Genomic DNA, 19,516 nt, shown 5'->3' with positions numbered 1-19,516 from the left:
GCTCTTTACGCGCTCTTGATTGCTTGTGGCTGACCTAATGGATGACCTTATGGGTGACTTTGCGCCACCCCGCGCGCCTATCGGCGGACGGCCCGCGATCCAACGATGAGGATGCAGGCTCCGATGATGCCGGCCACAAGGTAGCCGATCCAGCCGCCGAAGCTGATGCCCAGGACGCCGAACAGGACGCTCGCCACCGCCGCCCCCAGTACCCCCAGGATGACGTTGAGAAGCAGCCCGTTCTCGCTCTTCATGAGAGCGGAGGCGATCCAGCCCGCTATGCCGCCGATGATGATGGCGGCGATCCAGCCGATTTGAGCATCTGCCATGGCCTGCCTCGCGCGGTGGGCCGCCTTTGGGCCGGCGGCACCTCCTGCAACGCCGATGACGCCGCGTCGGTTCCCCATCGGTTTCCCAGCGTCATCGGGCCGAGGTCAGCCGATCTTGCGCGGGCCGCTCCGGTGGCGCTCGAACATCATCTTGGGCACGATCAGCCCCACGGTCATGGCGAGGACGATGAGGAGCGCGGTGATGCCGTTCACGGTGGCGCTCACCAGGAGCTGGGCCGAGGCATCCGTCCCGTGGGTGGTGAGCTCCACCAGAGAGGCCGCGGATTCGAACAGGAACACGCCGGGCACCATGGACACCACCGCCGCGAACGAGAAGCCGGCGAACGGATAGCGCAGGCGGCTCGCGAGCGGGGCGGCGATGAGCCCCACGATGAAGCAGGCGGCGAGGCTGGCGGCGGCAAGGTTCACCCCGGCGCCCAGCAACACCCATCGCCCGCCATGGGCCAGCATGCCCACCAGGACGGGCGCCGGAAGCATGCGCCAGGGCATGTTGAAGAAAGTGCCATAGGCCGCGACGGCGATGCCGGCGGCGAGAACGTCGCGATACCACGGCACCACGGTGGCCGGGCCGGCATTCGGCAGGTCAATGTTGCCCACGGTGAGGCCCAGCAGCAGGCCGGCGCAGATCATCAGCACCACGAGGCCGGCGAACACCAGCCGCGCCGAGCCGATGGTGATGCGCGCCCGTGCCAGATCGATGGTGCCGTTGAGCACGTGGGGGCCCGGCACCAGCACCATGCAGGGACAGACCAGGACCAGCCGGGGGTCGACCCCGATGCCCGCATGAATGGCCAGCACCCCGGTGACGCCCGCGAACAAGGCGGCCGTGAATGGCTGCATGAGCGGGTTGCGGGACAGGTGGGACACCGCGCGCCGCAGCAGGGCGCCGCAACCGGCACTGAAGGCGATCACCGCGATGGTGGCGAAGGTGACCGCGCCGAAGATCACCCCCAGGGCGGCCGCGCCCGCCGCCGCCAGCGCTGCAAAGCGGAACACGTTCACCGGCGGCATGCGCGTCACGTTTTCCAGCTCGGCGGCGTAGGTGTCCGGGGTCATCCGGCCGGCGGCCACCTCATCGATGAGGTGCAGCACCGCCGCCACCCGGCCCATGTCCACGCTGGTGGGCTTCACCGCCAGGATGATGGGCGCGGGGTGGCCCTCCACAAACAGCACCACCTCGCCCCAGCGCAACAGCAGGTCCACCTTCACGCCCAGCGCCTTGCCAAGCCGGCGGATGGAATCGCCGGTGCTTTCAGAGGCTTGCCCGTTCAGGAAGAGCAGCTCGGTGGTGGTGGCGATCAGGTCCGGAATACTGGATGTCTCACGAGGCACGGTGCGGCCCATTCCCTGCTGCGCGAGGCGCCTCGCGCGCCTGCCCCACGGCACAGCCAAGGCTGCTTCGCTGCGCCGCGTCAAGGGGGAGCCGGTGCCTGTGTGAGGCCGCCGGGCGGGCGGGTGGTGCTACATGGGCAGCACCACCACCTTCGCGCCGTTGGGTACGCGCCCATAAAGGTCGATGATGTCCTGGTTCATCATGCGGATGCAGCCGGAGGAGACTGCCTCGCCGATGGACCAGGGCTCGTTGGTGCCGTGGATGCGGTAGAGCGTGTCCTGCCCGCCTTTGTACAGGTAGAGCGCGCGGGCCCCCAGCGGGTTGTCCGTGCCGCCCGCCATGCCGCCGGACCAGGGCTCGTATTTCTTGGGCTCGCGGGCGATCATGGCATTGGTGGGCCGCCAGCTCGGCCATTCGCGCTTGTAGCCCACGCTGGCGGTGCCGGAAAACTCCATGCCCGCCTTGCCCACGCCGACGCCATAGCGCAGCGCCTTGCCGTTCTCCTGCACCAGATAGAGGAAGCGATTCTTTGGATCCACCACCAGGGTGCCAGGCGTCTGGCCGGTGGGGTCGTTCACGAGCTGGCGCACGTTGCGGGTCTTCATCTCCTCCGGATCGGCGGCGGGAATGATGTAGCCGCCGTCGCGCACCTCGCCGTAGCGCTGTGCATCGGCGGGCGAAAGGCGCGGGCGGGCACCGCTGGAGGCGCCATCGGGGGCGGCGGTCACGCAGGCGCCCAAGGCCAGGGGCAGCAACAGGGTGAGCAGGAGACGGGGCGTCATGGGCATTGTGGGGCAGCGCTGGTCCATGGTTCCCCTCACTGGCCACCGGCCTGGCGGCGGCGGGCCTCGGCGATGGCGCGCTTGAAGCTCGCATAGTCGAGGGTGGAGGCCAGCAGCGGCCCCACCAGATAGGTGGGGGTGCCCTGCAGGCCGATGGATTCCGCCTGCGAATTGTTGCGCTTCAGCTGCGCGGCGATCTGCGGCCCGTGCAGGGTAAGGTCCAGGTTGAGCCGGTTCATGTCCACGCCGGAAGCCTTCACCGCCTCCAGCATCTGCTCCTCGGGGATCTTGCGCCCGGGGATCGCCATGAGAGCACCATGCACCTCGTGGTACTTGTCCTGGTACTTGGCAGCGAGCGCGAGCTGCGCGCCATAGACGGAAGCCTTGGTGAGGATCGGCCAATCCTTGTAGACGACGCGGATATTGCCATCCTCCTTCACCACGCGGGCGAGGTCGGGCTCGGATTTCTTGCAGAACGGGCAGTTGTAGTCGAAGAACGCGACGATGGTGACGTCGCCATTGGGGTTTCCGGCGGTGGGCGCCTCGGGATCGCGCAAGATGCCTTCCACATCCACGCTTTGCGCCAGCGCGCGACCGGTGCCGGCCATGAGGGCCGGAGGAAGAAGCGACACGGCGGCAAGGCGGATGAAGTCCCGGCGATGCATGTGGGGTCTCCGTTGAGTGTTCTGGAAAATTGCGCTGTCGGTTTTTCGGAAGGCCGTGCTCAAAGCCCGGCCTTGGCCATCAGGCCTTCAATGTCCTGAGGGGTGACCGCGCCGACGATGCGGGAGCCGGGCAGCTCCTGGCCGGAGGGGTCCAGCAGAAACAAAGTGGGCGGCCCGATCACTGCGAAGCGGGACATGAGCGCGCGCTCCCCCTCGCCATATTCGGTTACGTCGGCGGCGATGCGCGGCATGCGCGCCAGCCGGTCGCGCAGCGTGGGCTCCTCCATCACCGCTTCATTGGACTTGCACACCGTGCACCAGCCCGCCGTGAATGAGACCAGCACGGGCCGGCCCTCCGCCTTGGCCTGGGCGAAAGCCGCATCCAGCGCCTTGGGGGAGGCGACGCGCGCTTCCTGCACGGCCTGCGGCGTCGCCGCGCGCGGTCCGCCGTTAAGGAAGGCGAGGGGGCGCAGCGGATCGCCCGCGCCGCCGGCGGCGCCCACCAGCATGGCGGCGCCGTAGATCAGCGCGACCACCCCCGCCGCCTTGGCGAGCCGGGCGGCGGGCGGGCGGCCCGGCCAGCTGCGGTCGAGCCCGCCCAGGAACACGCCGACGCCCACTGCCAGGACGCCCCATAGCGCCAGGGCTGCAGGCGGCGCCATGAGGCGGGTGGCCAGCACCGCAGCGACGCCCAGGAAGAGCACGCCGCACACCTGCTTGATGCGCACCAGCCAGGGGCCCGAGCGCGGCAGCACGCGCGCGCCGAAGGTGCCCACCAGGATCAAGGGCAGCCCCATGCCCAGGCCCAGCATGAACAGGGCCGCGCCACCGCGCGCGGCATCCCCCGTCTGCGCGGCATAGAGCATGGCCGCGGCCAGGGGCGGCGTGACGCAGGGCCCCACCACCAGGGCCGAAGCGAACCCCAGGGCCGCCGCGCCCGAGAGCGAACCGCCGCCGCCGCGCGGCAGCCGGGCCGCGAGGGCGGACGGCAAGGCCAGATCGAACAGGCCGAACATGGAGAGGGCGAGCAGCAGGAACACCACCGCCATGGCGCCCAGCGCCCATTCGGTCTGCAAGGCTGCCTGCAGGTTGGCGCCGGACCAGCCGGCCGCCACCCCCAGCACGCCATAGGCGGCGGCGATGGCGAGCCCGTAGGCCGCCGAAAGGGCGAACCCGCGCGCCGGGCCTGGCCGGCTTTCCCCACCGGCCAGTATGCCGGACAGGATGGGCAGCATGGGAAACACGCAAGGGGTGAAGGCCAAAAGCAGGCCGAACCCAAGGAAGGCCAGCAGCAATACGCCCAGGCTGCCGCCGAACAGCGCGGAGGCAGTACCCTCGCCGGCAGCCGGCGGCTCCGCCTCGGCAAAAGGCGACGCCGGGGATGCGGTGGCAGGGTCGGATGCGCCCGCCTTCGCCGCGGCGGCGGGCGGTTCGCTTCGCGCGGGGGAGGTCGCGGATGAGGTCCAGGCGCTGGAGGGCGCGGCGAGCGGCGAGCTGGCGCCGGTCGCCTTGATGTCCAGCGTCGCGAGGTCGATGGTGCGTGTCACCACCGGATAGCAGATGCCGGCTTCCGCGCAGCCTTGGTACGACACTTTCAGCTCGCCGGTGGCCGGCAGGCCGGCGGCCGTCGCCTGGGCCTGTCGGTGATAGACCTCCACGGGGCCGAAGTTCGGGTCGTCCTTCTCCTCGCCGGGAGAGGTGGCGAGCTGGATGGGCGCACCCGCGCGGTCCGCCTTCAGGCTGTCGCGATAGAGGTAGGTGCCGGGCGCGATCTGCCAGCCCAGGGACAGCGTGCCGTCGGCGGTGCGCTCGGCGGAGAGGCGGAAGGCTTCGTCCGCCTTCAGCGGCTTAGCGCCGGCGGCCGATGCGTCGCCCGCCACGGCCATCAGCGCGAGCAGGAATGGCGCGGCCAGGAGCGAAGCGACCCGGAGCGGGAAGGCCCCGCGCAGAAGCGATCTCATCATCATGGCCGCTCTCTCGGCCGCCCACCTTAAGCCAGCCTTAAGCTCGGGGTAGAAGGTGGTGGGGTGGCAGGAGAAGAGGCAGATGCGGATACTCGTCGTCGAGGACGATCCGGTCCTGATGGACGGGTTGAAGGTGGGGCTGGGGCTTTCAGGCGCGACGGTGGATGAGGTTTCCACCTGCGCCGATGCGCGCGCCGCCCTCGCCGCCACCCGCTTCGACGCGGTGGTGCTGGATCTGATGCTGCCCGATGGCTCCGGCCTCGACATTCTCACCGCCATGCGCGCGCGGGAGGATGCGACCCCGGTGCTGCTGCTCACCGCCCTCGACGATACGGGCGACCGTGTGCGGGGCCTCGATGCCGGCGCGGACGACTATCTTGGCAAGCCGTTCGATCTCGACGAGCTCGCCGCCCGTGTGCGCGCCATCGCCCGGCGGGGGCAGGGGCGGGCGGGGCCCACCCTGAAGGCCGGCGCCCTGGAGCTTGATCCCGCCACCTTCGCGGCCCGGCTGGATGGCCAGCCGGTGGCGCTCTCGCGGCGGGAGTTCGCCGTGCTGGCCGCGCTGATGGAACGCCCGGGCGTGATCCGCTCCAAGAGCGAGATCGAGGAGCGCCTCTATGGCTGGCAGGAGGAAGTGGAGAGCAACACGGTGGAAGTCCACATCCACAATCTGCGCGCCAAGGTAGGCCGCAGCCTCATTGAGACGGTGCGCGGCCTCGGCTATCGCCTGCGGGGGGAGCCATGAGCTCGCTGCGGCGCCGCCTGTTCCTCATCCTGCTGGCGGCCACCGGGGCCATCTGGCTGTGCGCGGTGGGCTGGATCTATTCCTCAAGCCGCAGCGAGCTGGAGCGGGTGCTGGATGCCCGCCTGCAGGAAGCCGCCCGCATGGTGCATTCGCTGGTGGCGGACGGCAACATCGCCACCGCCGCCAGGGCGCCCGCATTTTCCGAAACCGGTTATGAGCGCCAGCTCTCGTGCCAGATCTGGTCCCTGGGCGGGCAGCTCGTCGCCCGCTCCAGCGGCGCGCCGGAAGAGGCGCTGGCGGGGCCGGCCGAGGGCTTTTCCCAGCGCGAGGTGAATGGGGAGGATTGGCGCGTCTACACCATTCTCGATTCCGACAAGGGCGTGCGGGTGATGGTGGGCGATCGCGTGGGCCTGCGCGACCGTCTGGTGTGGGACCTCATGGCGGGCCTGCTGGGGCCGGTGGTGCTGATCGTGCCGCTGCTAGGGCTGCTCATCTGGGTGAGCCTGGGGCGTGGCCTGCGGCCGCTGGAGGCGGTGGCGCGGGAGATCGCCGCCCGCGATGGCGAGGACATGAGCCCCGTTTCCCCCGCCGACGCGCCGGCCGAGGTCCGCCCGCTGCTGGAGGCGCTCAACGGCCTGTTCGGTAAGGTGGAGGCGGCGCGTCTCCACGAGCGGGAGGTGACCGCCTTCGCCGCCCATGAGCTGCGCACGCCGCTGGCGGGGTTGAAGACCCAGGCGCAGATTGCCCTCTCCGCTGGCGAGGGCGCCACCCGCGAGGGGGCGTTGCGGCAGATTCTGGTGTCCGTGGATCGCGCCGCGCGGCTGGTGCGCCAGCTCCTCGCGCTGGCGAAGCTGGAGGCCAATCCGCCCCATAGCGCGGGCGACAGCGTGGATGCCGGTGCGCTGCTGCGCGAGATCGCGCAGCAGGCTCCGACGCCGTCAGGGGTGGACGTGTCGGTGGATGGGGCTCTTGATGGCCTTGCTTTGCGCGGTGGGCGCGAGGCGCTGCATCTGGTGCTGCGCAATCTCCACGAGAATGCGGTGGAGCACATGGGCGGGCCCGGCCATATCGCCTGGCGGCGCACCGAGCGAGGTGTCTGCGTGGAGGACGAGGGGCCGGGAATTCCGCCGGAGGACCTGCCCCGTGTGATGGAGCGCTTCTATCGCGGCCGGCACCGCAGCTCCTCCGGCAGCGGGCTGGGCCTGACCATCGCCTGCCTCGCCGCGGAACGCGCCGGCGCGCGCTTGTCGCTGGAAAACCGGACCGATCGCGCGGGCCTGCGGGCGGAGGTGATCTGGACCTGACCCCGGCAGGAGGAGCCATGTCGAGGAGCCATGTCGAGGAGCCATGTCGAGGAGCCATGTCGAGGAGCCAGGTCGAGGAGCCAGGTCGGCCCCTTTGCGGTCACCGGAGCGGCGCGGCCCGGTGAACCGGCCCGCGCTTCGCTCGGAAACGCGCTAGGCGGTCGCCACGCTGCGCGCCATGGCCTTGCGGCTCACCTTGCCGTTGGGGGTGCGCTCCAGGTGATCCACGAACACCACCTTGCGGGGGCACTTGTAGGCGGCCAGATGCTCGGCGCAGAAGGACAGGACCTCGGCTTCCGCGGGCTTGGCCTCCGGCTGCGTCACCACGAAGGCGGTGATGATGCTGACATCTTCGCGCACCTTGGTTTCAGCGGCTGCCGCCTCGACGATGCCGGGGCAGCGCGCCAGCACCTTTTCCACCTCCATGGGCGACACGCGGTAGCCCAGCGCGTTCATCAGGTCGTCGTTGCGGCCGTGGAACCAGAGCCACCCGTCTTCGTCGAAGGCGGCAAGGTCCCCGCCCACGAACCACTCGCCCCGATAGACGGCGGCCTCCTCTTCCGGCCGCTGCCAATAGCCGAGCATCAGGCCTGGATCGGAGCGGTGCACGGCGAGAAGGCCGGTTTCCCCCGTCGGCAGGGGCTCGGTGCCGCCCTCGATGGGCAGGATGGCGACGCGCCGGCCGGTCTGCGGACGCCCGGGCGAACCGGGACGGATGGGCTCCCCGGGGCGGCTGGAGATAAAGGTCGAAACCTCGCTCATGCCGAGGGACTCATAGATCCAGGTGCCGGTGGTCGCGTGCCAGTCGGCGAGAACCTGGGGCGAGAGCGCCTCGCCCGCCGCCACCGCGTGACGCAGGGTGGACAGGTCGAAGTCCTTGATCTCGCAATTCTTCATGATCTGCCGAAACACCGTGGGCACGGCCGCGAAGATGGTGGCCCCCCACTGCTGGATCAGCCTTGGCCACACGGCCGGATCGCGCGGGCCGTTATAGATCACCGAGGTGGCGCCGCAGGCCCACGGGTCGAGGAGGCCGACGCCCAGGGTGTAGGTCCAGTTCACCGCGCCCGCATGGAGCAGCACGTCGGTTTCCCCAAGGCCGAGCCAGTCCTTATGCATGGGCTTGCGGCCGAGAATGGCGCGGTGGGCATGCACCACCCCCTTGGGCCGGCTGGTGGTGCCGGAGGTGTGCACCAGATAGGCCGGGTCGTCCGCCGCGGTCGCGGCATATTCCGTGAGCGGGGCGTGGGCGGCCAGGCGCTCCATCTCCTGCGGATCGAGCACGAGGCAATGGGGGAAGCCGTCGCGCTCGACCAGGTAATCGCGCCCCAGAACCACCGCGGAAGCCCCGGAATCCTGTGACAGGGCAACCACTTCCTCCAGCGTGAGCTGGGCCGATGTGGGCTGGGCCACATAGCCGGCGGCGATGACGCCGAGATAGGCCATGACGAAGCTGGAATCGTTGCCGGCGCGGATGAGCACCCGGGCCTGGGGCGGCAGGCCCAGGCTCTGGAAGCCGGCGGCGAGGCGGCGCACGGCGGCGTCGAGCGCGCCATAGGTCCATTCCTCGGTGGCGCCGCCATCACCCACCAGCACCAGCGCGCGCCGATCGCCGAAGCGCTGGGCCTGTCGGGCCAGGCAGTGCTCGGCCAGATTGAACCGGGGCAAAGCGGACGGACCGGTCATGACTTCATCCTTGAGGAAAGCGGCCGGGTGCGCGAACCGCGGCGCGCCGGCGGGGGAAGCGGAGCTTTAGCGTAGAAGGTGAGCGGGCGGCCACCCCGGGGGGAGATGGCCGCCCGCGCGCGCGTCACATACCGAGCAGGCGTGGCACGAACATGGTGACGGCCGGCACGTAGGTGATGAGCGCCAGGAAGCCGATCATGGCCAGCAGCCAGGGCATCACCGCCACCGTCAGCTCGCTGATGCCGAGCTTGGTGATGCCGGAGGCCACATAGAGGTTGAGGCCCACCGGCGGGTGGCACATGCCCACTTCCATGTTCACCACGATCATGATGCCGAAGTGCACCGGATCAATGCCGAGCCGGACCGCCACCGGGGTCAGGATGGGCGCCATGATGAGCACGATGGACGTGGGCTCCATGACGTTGCCGGCGAGCAGCAGCAGCACGTTCACCATGAGCAGGAAGCCCACCATGCCCAGGCCCAGGCCCACCATCCACTCAGTCATCGCCTGCGGGATGTTCTCATTGGTCATGAGGAAGGAGAACAGGGCCGCGTTGGAGATGATGTAGAGCAGCATCGCCGACATGTTGGCGCTCGAAAGGAGCACCTTCGGCACGTCCGCAAGGCCCATGTCCTTGTAGACGAAGACCGCGATGATGAAGGCGTAGACCGCGCTCACCGCCGCCGCCTCGGTGGGCGTGAAGGCGCCCGTATAGATGCCGCCGATCACGATGATGATGAGCAAAAGGCCCCACATGCTCTCCCGGAAGGCCTTCCAGCGCTCGCCGAAGGTCGCCTTCGGCATGCGGGGATAGTCGTTCTTCCAGGCGCGATACCAGGTGGTGGCGCTCAGCAGCAGGGCCAGCAGCAGGCCGGGCACGATGCCGGCGATGAACAGGTCGCCGATGGACGCGGAGGTGACGCGCTCCCCATTGGGTCCGGTCATCTGCAACCCGGTGGTGGCCACCGAGTACATCACCATCACGATGGACGGCGGGATGAGGATGCCCAGCGCGCCCGAGGTGGTGATGACGCCGGCGCCGAAGCGCTGCGGAAAGCCCTGCGCCTGCATGGCCGGCAGCAGGATGGAGCCGATGGCCACCACGGTGGCCGGAGAAGAGCCCGAGACCGCCGCGAACAGGGCACAGGCCAGCACGCCCGCCAGGCCCAGGCCGCCATGCCAGTGGCCGACCATGCTGGTGGCGAAGTTGATGAGCCGCCGCGCCACGCCGCCATGGGTGAGGAAGTTACCCGCCAGGATGAAGAACGGGATCGCCATGATCTCGAACTTCTCGATGCCGGTGAACAGCTTCTGGGCGACGATGTCGACCGGGATCTGTGTCAGCGTGTAGACGAAGGTGAGCACCGTCATGCCGAGCGCGATGGAAATCGGCATGCCCGTGAGCATGAGGGCCAGGAACAGCCCGAAGATGATGGCGGCGCTCATCGCGGAGCATCCTTCGGAAAGAGGTCGGATTTATCGGTGCCGGGTAGCTCTGGAAGGCCGGCCACATGCCCGTGGTCATGCACCGGCAATTCGCCCGTGCGCAGGAACGACCACGCCACCTGCAGGAAGCGGAAGCACATGAGGTAGGAGCCGATGGGGATCGCGAGATAGACGATCCAGGAGGGCAGCTCCATCTCCGCCGTCATGTCGCCAAAGCCGTAGCGGGCGATCACGAACTTCATCCCGAACGAGCCCACCACCGCCGTGAACAGGGCGCCGCACAGGAGCCCGAAGAGGATGAGCGCATAGCGCCGCGACGGCGAAAGCGCGTTCACCAGCACATCCACGCCCACATGGATGCCGGTGCGCACGCCATAGGCGGCGCCGATCTTCGCCATCCAGACGAACATGATGATGCAGGCCTCCTGGGCCCAGCCCAGGTTGATGCCGCGCACATAGGGGAAGAGCAGCGGCACGCCGGCGGCGTAGCGCTGGGCCACGGCCACGAAGATGAGCAGCGTCGCCGCCGCCATCAGCACCGCGATGATGGTTTCTTCCAGGTAGTTGAGCGTGTGCCTTAGGGCCGCGCCGAGGCCCTCGTTGCGCACGCGATAGCCCAGGTAGAGGGCGAACGTGACGGCGAGCACGCCGAGCATGACATAGAGTTTGTGCAGCGGGTCTTCCATGGGTCCTCCCAATCCCAGGGCCGACCGAGCGGCCGGGCATGGGGAAAAAAGGGCGCGCTCCGGAAAATCCAGAGCGCGCCGCACGCGGCCGGGAGGTTATTGGCCGACGGACCGGGTGGCCTTGAGCACCTGATCGATGGTGTCCTGGCCAATACGAGACGACATTTCCGAGTACACGGGCTCCATGGCCTTGCGGAACGCGGCCGTGGCTTCGGGCGTGGGCTTGGAGAGCTGGATCTTGCCGGATTTGCGCATCGCCTCGAGCGCTTCGTCATTCTCGGTCTGGGCGATGGAATTGGCGTAGACGGTGGCTTCAGCCATGGCCTTTTCGAGCTGGGCGCGGGTGTCGGGCGGCAGTCCTTCCCAGAAGGCCTTGTTCACGATCACCGCATAGCCGATGTAGCCGTGATTGGTCTCCAGGCCGTGCTTCTGCACTTCGTAGTGCTTCTGGGTGTAGATGTTGGAGGGCGTGTTCTCGGAGCCGTCCACCACGCCGGTCTGCATGGCCTGGTAGACCTCGGAGAACGCCATCACCTGCGGCAGGGCGCCGATGGCGCGGAACTGGGCTTCCAGCACCTTCGAGGACTGGATGCGCATCTTCAGGCCGTGGAAGTCCTTCGGCATCTCGATCGGGCTGTTGGCCGTCATGATCTTGAAGCCGTTGTCCCAATAAGCGAGGCCCTTGATGCCCTTCGGCTCAAGCTTGGTGAGCAGGTTCTTGCCCACCTCGCCGTCGGTCACGCGGCGCAGGGCTTCCTTGTCCGGGAAGATGTAGGGCAGGTCGAACACCTCGAACGCGCGCACCCCGAGCGGGCCGAACTTGGCGAGGGAGGGGGCGAGCATCTGCACGGCGCCAAGCTGGAGCGCCTCCATCTCCTCCTTGTCCTTGTAGAGCTGGGAGTTGGGGTAGATTTCGACCTTGACCTTGCCGTCGGTATACTTTTCAGCAAGTTCTTTGAACTTTTCCGCGCCCTTGCCCTTTGGCGTGTCGGGCGTCGTGACGTGGCTGAACTTGATGACCGTCTGCTGCGCCATGGCGAGCGGGGCGCTGAGCAGCGCGGCGCCAAACACGGCCGCACCGAGAATCCTGATATTCATCACATTTTCCTCCCAATCCGTTCTGAAAAAAGGGCATTGACGCGTGCCGCGCCCTCACCCTCCTGTTCCGCACTTCTTGAACCGCTGGTGCGTTCCTTTGGCGCATTATCCGGAAGCACGTCCCGCGCGCCAATAGAGAATGAACCTAACAGAGATAGAATAAGCTTATATCCGTCGGTGCAGTGCACCCACCGTGCGGTCATTTTGCAGTGCAGCAGCCGTGTGGCTGCCGTCATAGGCCCTTAAACTCGGGCCTTTTTTCTTGTTTCGCGCGGGTGTCACCGCGCCGGGCGGGCGGCAGGCGCCGCAAGGCTTTGCATTCACCTGCCCTTGGCGCGCGAAGCGGCGTTGCCCGCTTGAAGCCGCGCTACCGATCGGCTTGCGCGACCATCGCTTCCGGTCCCCCGCCCGCCGCGCTCCACAGCTTGATCGTGCCGGCGCCTGTTTCCTCGGCATGCAGGAAAAATGGCGCGGTATCGAACAGGGGCGACAATCCGCGGAAGCTGAAGCGCGCGGGCGGAGCCCCCAGCAGCTCGGCGGCGAATCGGTAAAGGAGGGTGGCCTGCAGCGGGCCGTGCACCACCAGGCCCGGATAGCCTTCCACGCGCGTCACATACGGGTTGTCGTAATGGATGCGGTGGCCGTTGAAGGTGAGGGCGGAATAGCGGAACAGCAAGGCTGCGGAGGGGTCCACCTCGCGCCGGAAACGCCCGTCGGCCGCCGCCGGCAGCGCGCGGGGCGATGCCCCTGGCGCGTCGAGGCCGCGATAGACGATGTCCTGGCGCTCGGTGAGCACGGTGCGCTCGCCAGCGGTAATGGTGTGCAGCACGGTGACGAAGCAGAGGGTGCCTGTGCGCCCCTCTTTCACCGAGAGGTCCTCGACCCGGGAGGTGCGCCGCATGGTGTCGCCCACGCGCAATTCCTCGCGGAAGGTGAGCTCACCGCCCGCCCACATGCGTCGCGGCAGGGGCACTGGCGGCAGGAAGCCGCCCCGGGCGGGATGACCGTCGGGCCCCAGCGCCCGCGTCATGGCGGCGGGCTGGGCAAGGCACAGATGGATGAAGCGCGGCGCCACCTCCCCGTCGGCGGGCGCGCCGGGCTCTTCGTCAAAGGTGGCGCGATAGCGCTGCACCAAGGCGGCCGTCACCAGCTCGGTCGCGGTCTCCTCGCGGCCGATCCAGGTGCGCAGGTGGTCGAGGTCGAGTGCGGGATTGTCGCCCATGCCAGTGCCTCCTCAGAACGAGCGCGGCAGGCCGAGCACGTGCTCCGCCACGAAGCTCAGGATGAGATTGGTGGAAATGGGGGCCACCTGGTAGAGGCGGGTTTCGCGGAACTTGCGCTCCACGTCATATTCGCAGGCGAAGCCGAAGCCGCCGTGGAACTGGAGGCAGGCATTGGCCGCTTCCCAAGAGGCCTTCGCCGCCAGGTACTTGGCCATGTTGGCCTGGGTGCCGCACGCCTCGTGGGCATCATAGAGCCGGCACGCCTCGAACCGCATGAGGTTGGCGGCCTCGACCTCGATGAAAGCTTCCGCGATGGGGAATTGCACGCCCTGGTTCTGGCCGATGGGGCGGCCGAACACCGTGCGCTCGCCGGCATAGGCGGTGACCTTGTCGATGAACCAGTAGCCGTCGCCGATACACTCCGCCGCGATCAGCGTGCGTTCCGCATTGAGGCCGGTGAGGATGTACTTGAAGCCCTGGCCCTCTTCGCCGATCAGGTTCTCCGCCGGGATCTCCAGATTGTCGAAGAACAGCTCGTTGGTCTCGTGGTTCACCATGTTGAGGATGGGGCGAACCGTCATCCCGCTCTTCATGGCTTCCTTGATGTCCACAATGAAGATGGACAGGCCCTCGGACTTCTTCTTCACCTGGTCGAGCGGCGTGGTGCGCGCCAGCAGGATCATGAGGTCGGAATGCTGAACCCGCGAGATCCAGACCTTCTGGCCGTTGATGACATAGCGGTCGCCCTGCTTCACCGCCGTGGTCTTGATCTTGGTGGTGTCGGTGCCGGTGGTGGGCTCGGTCACGCCCATGGACTGCAGCCGCAGCTCACCGCTCGCGATGCGCGGCAGGTACTTGCGGCGCTGCTCCTCGGAGCCATGCCGCACCAGCGTGTTCATGTTGTACATCTGGCCGTGGCAGGCGCCCGAATTGCCGCCCGCGCGGTTGATTTCCTCCATGATGACGGACGCTTCCGTAAGGCCGAGGCCCGAGCCGCCATAGGCTTCCGGAATGAGCGCCGCCATCCAGCCGGCCTTGGTCAGGGCATCCACGAATTCTTCGGGATAGGCGCGCGCCTCGTCCACCTTGCGGTGGTACTCGGCCGGAAAGTCCGCGCACAGGGCGCGCACCGCGTCGCGGATGTCCTCGAACTGGTCGCTGCCGATGGTCTTCATGGGGTTGGGTCCTTGAGCGTCCCTGGGTTTCGTTCTGCTTGGGGCGAGCGCGTTTGCGCTCAGGCCCGGGAGAGGATGCGTTCCGCCCGCAGGCGCACCGGCGCATCCACCATGGCGCCGTCCACGGTGACGACTGCACCGCCTTCCGCCAGCGCCGCCACGATGCGCCGGGCCCAGGCGATCTCCTCAGCCGAGGGGGCGAAGCCCGCCATGACCGGGGCAATCTGGCTGGGGTGGATCAGCAGCTTGCCGGCGAACCCGATTTCCGCCGCATAAGCGGCATCGTCGGTGGCAAGGGCACCGTCCGAAAGGGCGGTGGTGACCCCGTCCACCGGACCGTCGAGCCCGGCGAGACGGGAGGCCAGCACGAGCTCGGAACGCGCCGCCAGCAGGGCGTTCCGGGAGTGGGCGCAGCCGAGGTCGGCCGCGAAATCGATGGAGCCGAAGGCCAGCCGCGCCACCTGCGGCACGCAGGCGATGGCGCGGGCCTGGGCGAGCCCCAGCGCGCTTTCGATCAGCGGCACCACCGGCATGGACCCCAGCCGCCCGGCCACCCGGGCCACCTCGGCGGCGCTTTCCGCCTTGGCCAGGACCACGCCGGCGAGGGGAAGGGAGCGGGCGAGGTCGAGGTCATCCTCATGCCAGGACGTTGCGGCGCTGTTGATGCGCAGCAACACCGGCCCCGTCGCGGGCAGGGCAGAGGCGACGGCGGCGCGGGCCGTGGCCTTGTCCGCATGGGCCACCGCATCCTCAAGGTCGATGATGATGGCGTCGGCGCCGGCGGCGGCCGCTTTCGCGAAGCGCTCGGGGCGCGTGGCGGGTACGAACAGCGCGACAAGCCGTCCGTTTCGCAGTGCGGAAGGGCGCGGGGCGGGGGTCATGATGAGGCTCCCTCCGGTGAAGCGAAGAATGGCGGCCGCCGGCGCGCAGAACGGGGCGGCTCGCGTGGAAAGCGGCGCAAGACTTGCCGCAAACGGTGCCAACAACGAAATATGGATTTGCGCTGGCCTTTAGATGCACAGCCTATAGCTGCCCCGGTGGTGAGAGGGTGGGGCATAACATTGTGCTATGCCGCCTAGGCTTCAGTTATATTTGCTTTTGCTGCCAGAGACGGCAACCGTGCACTCAGCTGGGGCCATCCCGCCCGCCGGCGGCCGGCGCGCGTGAAATGGCCCTCACTTCCTCAGAATGCAGCCTGCCGGTGTTTCGATGCCTCGTGACCTCGAAGGAATACTTGTCGTCTCGGTCGAGCAGGCCGTGGCGGCGCCCTATGTCTCCGGCCGTCTGGCCGATGCGGGCGCGCGCGTCATCAAGGTGGAGCGGCCGGAAGGCGACTTCGCCCGCAATTATGATGCGCTCGTCCATGGCGAGAGCGCCTATTTCGTGTGGCTCAACCGGGGCAAGGAATCCATCTGCCTCGATCTGAAGTCGCCCGCCGACGCTCAGGTGCTCGCCGGTATGCTCGACAAGGCCGACGTGTTCATTCAGAACCTCGCGCCCGGCGTTATCGATCGCCTGGGCTTCGCGCCCGATGCGCTGCGGGAGAAGAATCCGCGCCTCATCACCTGTTCCATTTCCGGCTATGGCGAGGACGGCCCCTATCGCGACCTGAAGGCCTACGACCTGCTGGTGCAGGCGGAAAGCGGCCTTTCGTCCATCACCGGCAATGCCGCCGGGCTCTCGCGGGTGGGCGTCTCGGTGTGCGACATCGCCGCCGGTATGACCGCCTTTCAGGCGGTGCTCCAGGCGCTCATTGGTCGCGAGCGCACGGGGGTGGGGCGGCACATTTCCGTGTCGCTCTACCATGCGCTCGCGGATTGGATGAACGTGCCGTTCCTGCAGTTCGCCTATGGCGGCAAGGTGCCGGAGCGCGCGGGGCTCAGCCATCCCACCATCGCGCCTTACGGCGCCTATGGCTGCCAGGATGGCAAGTCGGTGCTGTTCTCGATCCAGAACGAGCGCGAGTGGGTGAATTTCTGCGCCGGCGTGCTGGAGCAGCCCGATCTCGCCACCGATCCGCGCTTCACCAGCAACAGTCTGCGGGTTGCGAACCGTCCCGCGCTCGAGGAGCTGGTGTGCGCCGTGTTCGCCGCCCATTCGCGCGACGAAATGGTGGAGCGGCTGGAGCGGGCGCGAATCGCCTATGGCCGCGTGAGCACCATGGAAGACCTCACCGTGCACCCGCAGAACCGTTATGTTGAGGTGGAAACGCCTACGGGTCCGGTCCGCTATCTGGCGCCCGGCGCTTTGTTCGACCGCACGGTGCCGCATTTCGGTCCGGTGCCCGGCCTGGGCGAGCACAGCGCCACGCTGCGCCGCGAGTTCGGCCCCGCCGAGTAAAACAAAAAAGGGAGGAAGCCCATGACGCAGGCTGAGCGGAACACAGCCGGATCCAAGCAGGCGCGGCCCCAGGGGGCTCCGCTGGCGGTGATCGAGGAGTGGCTGGCGCCGCTGGCCGGCCGCCGCCTTTTGGATGTGGGCTGCGGGCGCGGGGCCCTGGCGCGGCGCCTGGTGGCCCGCAAGGCTCAGGTTGTGGGGGTGGATCCGCAGCCGCAGACCATCGCCGCGGCGCGTGAGCTGGTGCCGGAGGCCGAGTTCCGGGAGACGGGGGCGCAGGCGCTGCCCTTCGCCGATTCCGCGTTCGACGCCGCCGTGCTGCTCAACAGCTTCCACCACGTCCCCCTGTCCTTGATGGATGCTGCCCTTGGAGAGGTGCTGCGGGTGTGCGCCGGCCCGGTACTGGTCATCGAGCCTCTGGCGGAGGGGCCCTTCTTCGAGGTGATGCGGCCGGTGGAGGATGAGACGGAGCAGCGCCTTGCGGCGCAGGCGGCCATCACCCGCACGGTTGAGGCGGGGGTGGCAAGGCTGCTGCGCGCGCACGACTTCGATGATGTTCGCAGCTTCGCCGATGTGGACGCGTTCCTCGCCAAGGTGATCGCGGCGGACCCCGCGCGGGCGGAGACGGCGGCGCGCCTGCGTGGCGAGGTGGAAGCGCTGATGCGCCAATGGGGCACGCCCGAGGGCGAGGGTCTGCGGCTCGATCAGCCGCATCGCGCGCTGCTCCTGCAAAAAGCCGACCACCTATAATTTTTGCCGTCCTGGCGATCAGGTCCTATAAGCTCTACGTCTAACAAGGACGGGGAGACGCCATGGATCTGCGCCAGCTGCGCTATTTCGTGACCATCGCGGAGGTGGGTTCCTTCTCCAAGGCGGCCCACCGCCTGTGCGTCGCGCAGCCGGCATTGAGCCAGCACGTGCGCAACATGGAGCTGGAGCTGGGCGTGGAGCTTCTGTTCCGCAGCCCGCAGGGCGTGCGCCCCACGGAAGCGGGCGAGACCCTGGTGCGCCATGCACGGATCATTCTCAATCAGGTGGAGGTGGCGCAGGAGGCGGTGCGCCGCGGCCAGAGTGAGCCGGAAGGCGAGGTGCGCTTCGGCCTGCCGGGAACGGTGAGCGAGATGCTGTGCGTGCCGCTGCTCAGCGAAGCACGGCGGCGCTATCCCAAGATCAAGCTGCGGGTTGCCGAGGCCATGAGTGGCTTCGTGCTCGACTGGCTGCGCGAGGGCAAGATCGACCTGGGCGTGCTCTACCGCTCGGTGTCGGAGCGCACGCTTCAGGCCCGCCGCGTGCTCTCAGAGGAGCTGAGCCTGCTGGGGCCGGCGCAATCCTCCGAGCTGCCCCATCCACCGGAGGGACCGGTTTCCTTTTCCGCGATCGGCGATTTTCCGCTGATCCTTCCCAGCCCCGGCCATGGCCTGCGGGAGCTGGTGGAGGAACGCGCACTGGCGGAAAAGGTGCATCTGAGCACCGTGATCGACATCGACACCTACGGCCAGATCAAGCTGCTGGTGGCGGGCGGGCTCGGCTATTCCATCCTGCCGCGCACGGCGCTGCGGGCGGAGGTGGCCAATGGCGTGCTGCGCACCTGGCCCATGGGCACGCCGGTCCTGTCGCGCAATCTCTATCTCGTGCGCCCTTCGGACCGGCCTTTGTCCAACGCAGTCAAGGCCATCGAGGAGCTGGCCCACGCGACCCTGGTGAAGCTGGTGCGCGACGGCGCCTGGCCGGCCGAGCTGGTGGAGGACGAGCCCGACACCGCCGAACTGCTGGCTTGGGCCGCGCGCTGAGCCGATGTCTCGCGGCATCTGTCTCGCGACCCGTCTTGCGGTGCCGGAGCTGCCTCTTTTTGGCCCGGTATGGTTTTGCCCTTCCGGGGGATGGGCGCGGCGGATAACAATTTCTCCTGTCATTTCAAGGAGGGATTTCAGCCGTGCGCATGCTCCGGTCGGTGTTGATCCTCGCGTTTTCGGGTGGCGTGGCCCTTGCCGCCGGCTCTGCCGCATTCGCGCAGCAGGAGCCGCCTCCCGCCAAGGTCCCGCCGGAAATTCGCAATGCGCGTTACTGCGAGATCATCCCGTTGAAGGTCACCCTGGAGGGGCTGAAGGCAAGCGTCTACAACACGCTGGGGCACGACACCTGTCCGGAAGAAAAATGGCGCGCCCTGACGGAATCTGAGCTGCGCAGGCACTTTGATGTTCTTGATGTCATTAAGAACGGGCCACGCTATTTCCTTATGGACCAGATCCTTGCTGGGGGAGCCACCGCGTCCGGGGAAGTGATTACGCTGGGCGGGATCGTGCTTCAGAAGCGCGCTGAGGTGCGCCCCAGCCTGCGCCAGGCGATGCAGCCGCCTTTCACCGAGCAGACCATCGACCGCGAAACCACCTATCGTTTCAAGGCCGGCTTGCCGGTGTTCGAGCTGAAGGGGCCGGATGGCGCGGTGTATGTGATGCAATCCTACGCGCAGATCGTGGACCCGACGCTCAGCTATGAAGCGCTTCCCGGCCTCGCCACACGCCTCAAGCTCCCGGAAGGCTGGAGCTATGCTTCCCGCGTGCCGACGGAGGACTTGCTGCTCGGCGCCAAGGGAAAGGCCACCGTTATTCAGGATAACCTGAAGAATACCTATCAGAAGGTCGTGGCCCCCTAGTGTATCGGGCTGGCGTTTCTGTCACGCGAACCGGTGCCCTCGTCCTCGAAAACACCCCGGGACTTGTT

The 19,516-nt window shown here is 68.0% G+C and carries 18 protein-coding genes; 6 read left to right on the top strand and 12 right to left on the bottom strand.

All coding sequences use genetic code 11. The annotated features are described in order from the left end of the window. Positions 1-77: 77 nt before the first annotated feature. From V5F26_RS15590 to dsbD, 5 genes are all read right to left on the bottom strand, one after another. Positions 78-329 carry a GlsB/YeaQ/YmgE family stress response membrane protein gene (locus tag V5F26_RS15590; protein WP_234050633.1) on the bottom strand — a complete coding sequence of 84 codons (252 nt, stop codon included), beginning with the start codon at positions 327-329 and terminating at the stop codon, positions 78-80. 105 nt (positions 330-434) lie between these two features. Continuing rightward, positions 435-1,682, bottom strand: a complete 1,248-nt coding sequence (locus V5F26_RS15585; protein ID WP_394946412.1) for a threonine/serine exporter family protein — start codon at positions 1,680-1,682, stop codon at positions 435-437. 129 nt (positions 1,683-1,811) lie between these two features. After that, on the bottom strand, positions 1,812-2,465 hold the full coding sequence (locus tag V5F26_RS15580) for a L,D-transpeptidase (RefSeq protein WP_370640619.1): 654 nt from the start codon (positions 2,463-2,465) through the stop codon (positions 1,812-1,814). Between the two features lie 35 nt (positions 2,466-2,500). After that, positions 2,501-3,130 carry a DsbA family protein gene (locus V5F26_RS15575; RefSeq protein ID WP_394056519.1) on the bottom strand — a complete coding sequence of 210 codons (630 nt, stop codon included), beginning with the start codon at positions 3,128-3,130 and terminating at the stop codon, positions 2,501-2,503. A gap of 59 nt (positions 3,131-3,189) precedes the next feature. Then, positions 3,190-5,097, bottom strand: a complete 1,908-nt coding sequence (dsbD, locus tag V5F26_RS15570) for a protein-disulfide reductase DsbD (RefSeq protein ID WP_394946411.1) — start codon at positions 5,095-5,097, stop codon at positions 3,190-3,192. A gap of 79 nt (positions 5,098-5,176) precedes the next feature. Here dsbD and V5F26_RS15565 point away from each other — a divergent pair, with 79 nt between their 5' ends. Both V5F26_RS15565 and V5F26_RS15560 read left to right on the top strand, forming a co-directional pair. After that, on the top strand, positions 5,177-5,839 hold the full coding sequence (locus tag V5F26_RS15565; protein WP_394056523.1) for a response regulator: 663 nt from the start codon (positions 5,177-5,179) through the stop codon (positions 5,837-5,839). Then, positions 5,836-7,143: a sensor histidine kinase gene (locus tag V5F26_RS15560; RefSeq protein ID WP_394946410.1), complete on the top strand. Its 1,308-nt coding sequence runs from the start codon at positions 5,836-5,838 to the stop codon at positions 7,141-7,143. The genes V5F26_RS15565 and V5F26_RS15560 overlap by 4 nt, the downstream gene beginning before the upstream one ends. A gap of 153 nt (positions 7,144-7,296) precedes the next feature. Here the strand turns inward: V5F26_RS15560 and V5F26_RS15555 are convergent, their stop codons facing one another. The 7 genes from V5F26_RS15555 to V5F26_RS15525 all read right to left on the bottom strand — a co-directional run bounded on the left by V5F26_RS15555 (position 7,297) and on the right by V5F26_RS15525 (position 15,339). Beyond that, positions 7,297-8,829, bottom strand: coding sequence for an acetate--CoA ligase (locus tag V5F26_RS15555; protein ID WP_394946409.1), 1,533 nt, complete (start codon positions 8,827-8,829; stop codon positions 7,297-7,299). 124 nt (positions 8,830-8,953) lie between these two features. Then, positions 8,954-10,276 carry a TRAP transporter large permease gene (locus tag V5F26_RS15550; protein ID WP_234050626.1) on the bottom strand — a complete coding sequence of 441 codons (1,323 nt, stop codon included), beginning with the start codon at positions 10,274-10,276 and terminating at the stop codon, positions 8,954-8,956. After that, on the bottom strand, positions 10,273-10,809 hold the full coding sequence (locus tag V5F26_RS15545) for a TRAP transporter small permease (RefSeq protein WP_234050833.1): 537 nt from the start codon (positions 10,807-10,809) through the stop codon (positions 10,273-10,275). The genes V5F26_RS15550 and V5F26_RS15545 overlap by 4 nt, the downstream gene beginning before the upstream one ends. A 249-nt stretch (positions 10,810-11,058) precedes the next feature. Beyond that, a complete protein-coding gene (locus V5F26_RS15540) occupies positions 11,059-12,060 on the bottom strand; it encodes a TRAP transporter substrate-binding protein (protein ID WP_234050625.1) in 1,002 nt (333 codons plus the stop codon). Positions 12,061-12,427: 367 nt separating this feature from the next. Beyond that, positions 12,428-13,282: an HTD2 family dehydratase gene (locus V5F26_RS15535; protein WP_394946408.1), complete on the bottom strand. Its 855-nt coding sequence runs from the start codon at positions 13,280-13,282 to the stop codon at positions 12,428-12,430. A 12-nt stretch (positions 13,283-13,294) separates the two neighbouring features. After that, positions 13,295-14,458 (bottom strand): acyl-CoA dehydrogenase family protein, encoded by a 1,164-nt coding sequence (locus V5F26_RS15530; RefSeq protein ID WP_234050623.1) that lies wholly within the window; start codon positions 14,456-14,458, stop codon positions 13,295-13,297. A 59-nt stretch (positions 14,459-14,517) separates the two neighbouring features. Next, on the bottom strand, positions 14,518-15,339 hold the full coding sequence (locus tag V5F26_RS15525; RefSeq protein WP_394946407.1) for an HpcH/HpaI aldolase/citrate lyase family protein: 822 nt from the start codon (positions 15,337-15,339) through the stop codon (positions 14,518-14,520). A gap of 328 nt (positions 15,340-15,667) precedes the next feature. On the opposite strand from V5F26_RS15525, the gene V5F26_RS15520 reads away from it, so the two are divergent. From V5F26_RS15520 to V5F26_RS15505, 4 genes are all read left to right on the top strand, one after another. Beyond that, positions 15,668-16,798: a CaiB/BaiF CoA transferase family protein gene (locus tag V5F26_RS15520; protein ID WP_234050621.1), complete on the top strand. Its 1,131-nt coding sequence runs from the start codon at positions 15,668-15,670 to the stop codon at positions 16,796-16,798. 21 nt (positions 16,799-16,819) lie between these two features. Beyond that, a complete protein-coding gene (locus tag V5F26_RS15515; RefSeq protein ID WP_394946406.1) occupies positions 16,820-17,545 on the top strand; it encodes a class I SAM-dependent methyltransferase in 726 nt (241 codons plus the stop codon). Between the two features lie 62 nt (positions 17,546-17,607). After that, entirely contained in the window at positions 17,608-18,585 is a 978-nt protein-coding gene (locus tag V5F26_RS15510) for a LysR family transcriptional regulator (protein ID WP_234050619.1), read from the top strand. Positions 18,586-18,734: 149 nt separating this feature from the next. Beyond that, the gene (locus tag V5F26_RS15505) at positions 18,735-19,448 is read left to right on the top strand and encodes a hypothetical protein (protein ID WP_234050832.1); all 714 of its coding nucleotides are present in this window, start codon (positions 18,735-18,737) and stop codon (positions 19,446-19,448) included. Positions 19,449-19,516 lie beyond the last annotated feature (68 nt).

The sequence above is a fragment of the Xanthobacter variabilis genome (assembly GCF_043831965.2).
Lineage (GTDB): Bacteria > Pseudomonadota > Alphaproteobacteria > Rhizobiales > Xanthobacteraceae > Xanthobacter.
Note: the sequence above shows the minus strand (reverse complement) of the source record. Positions and strands in the feature narration are given on the sequence as shown.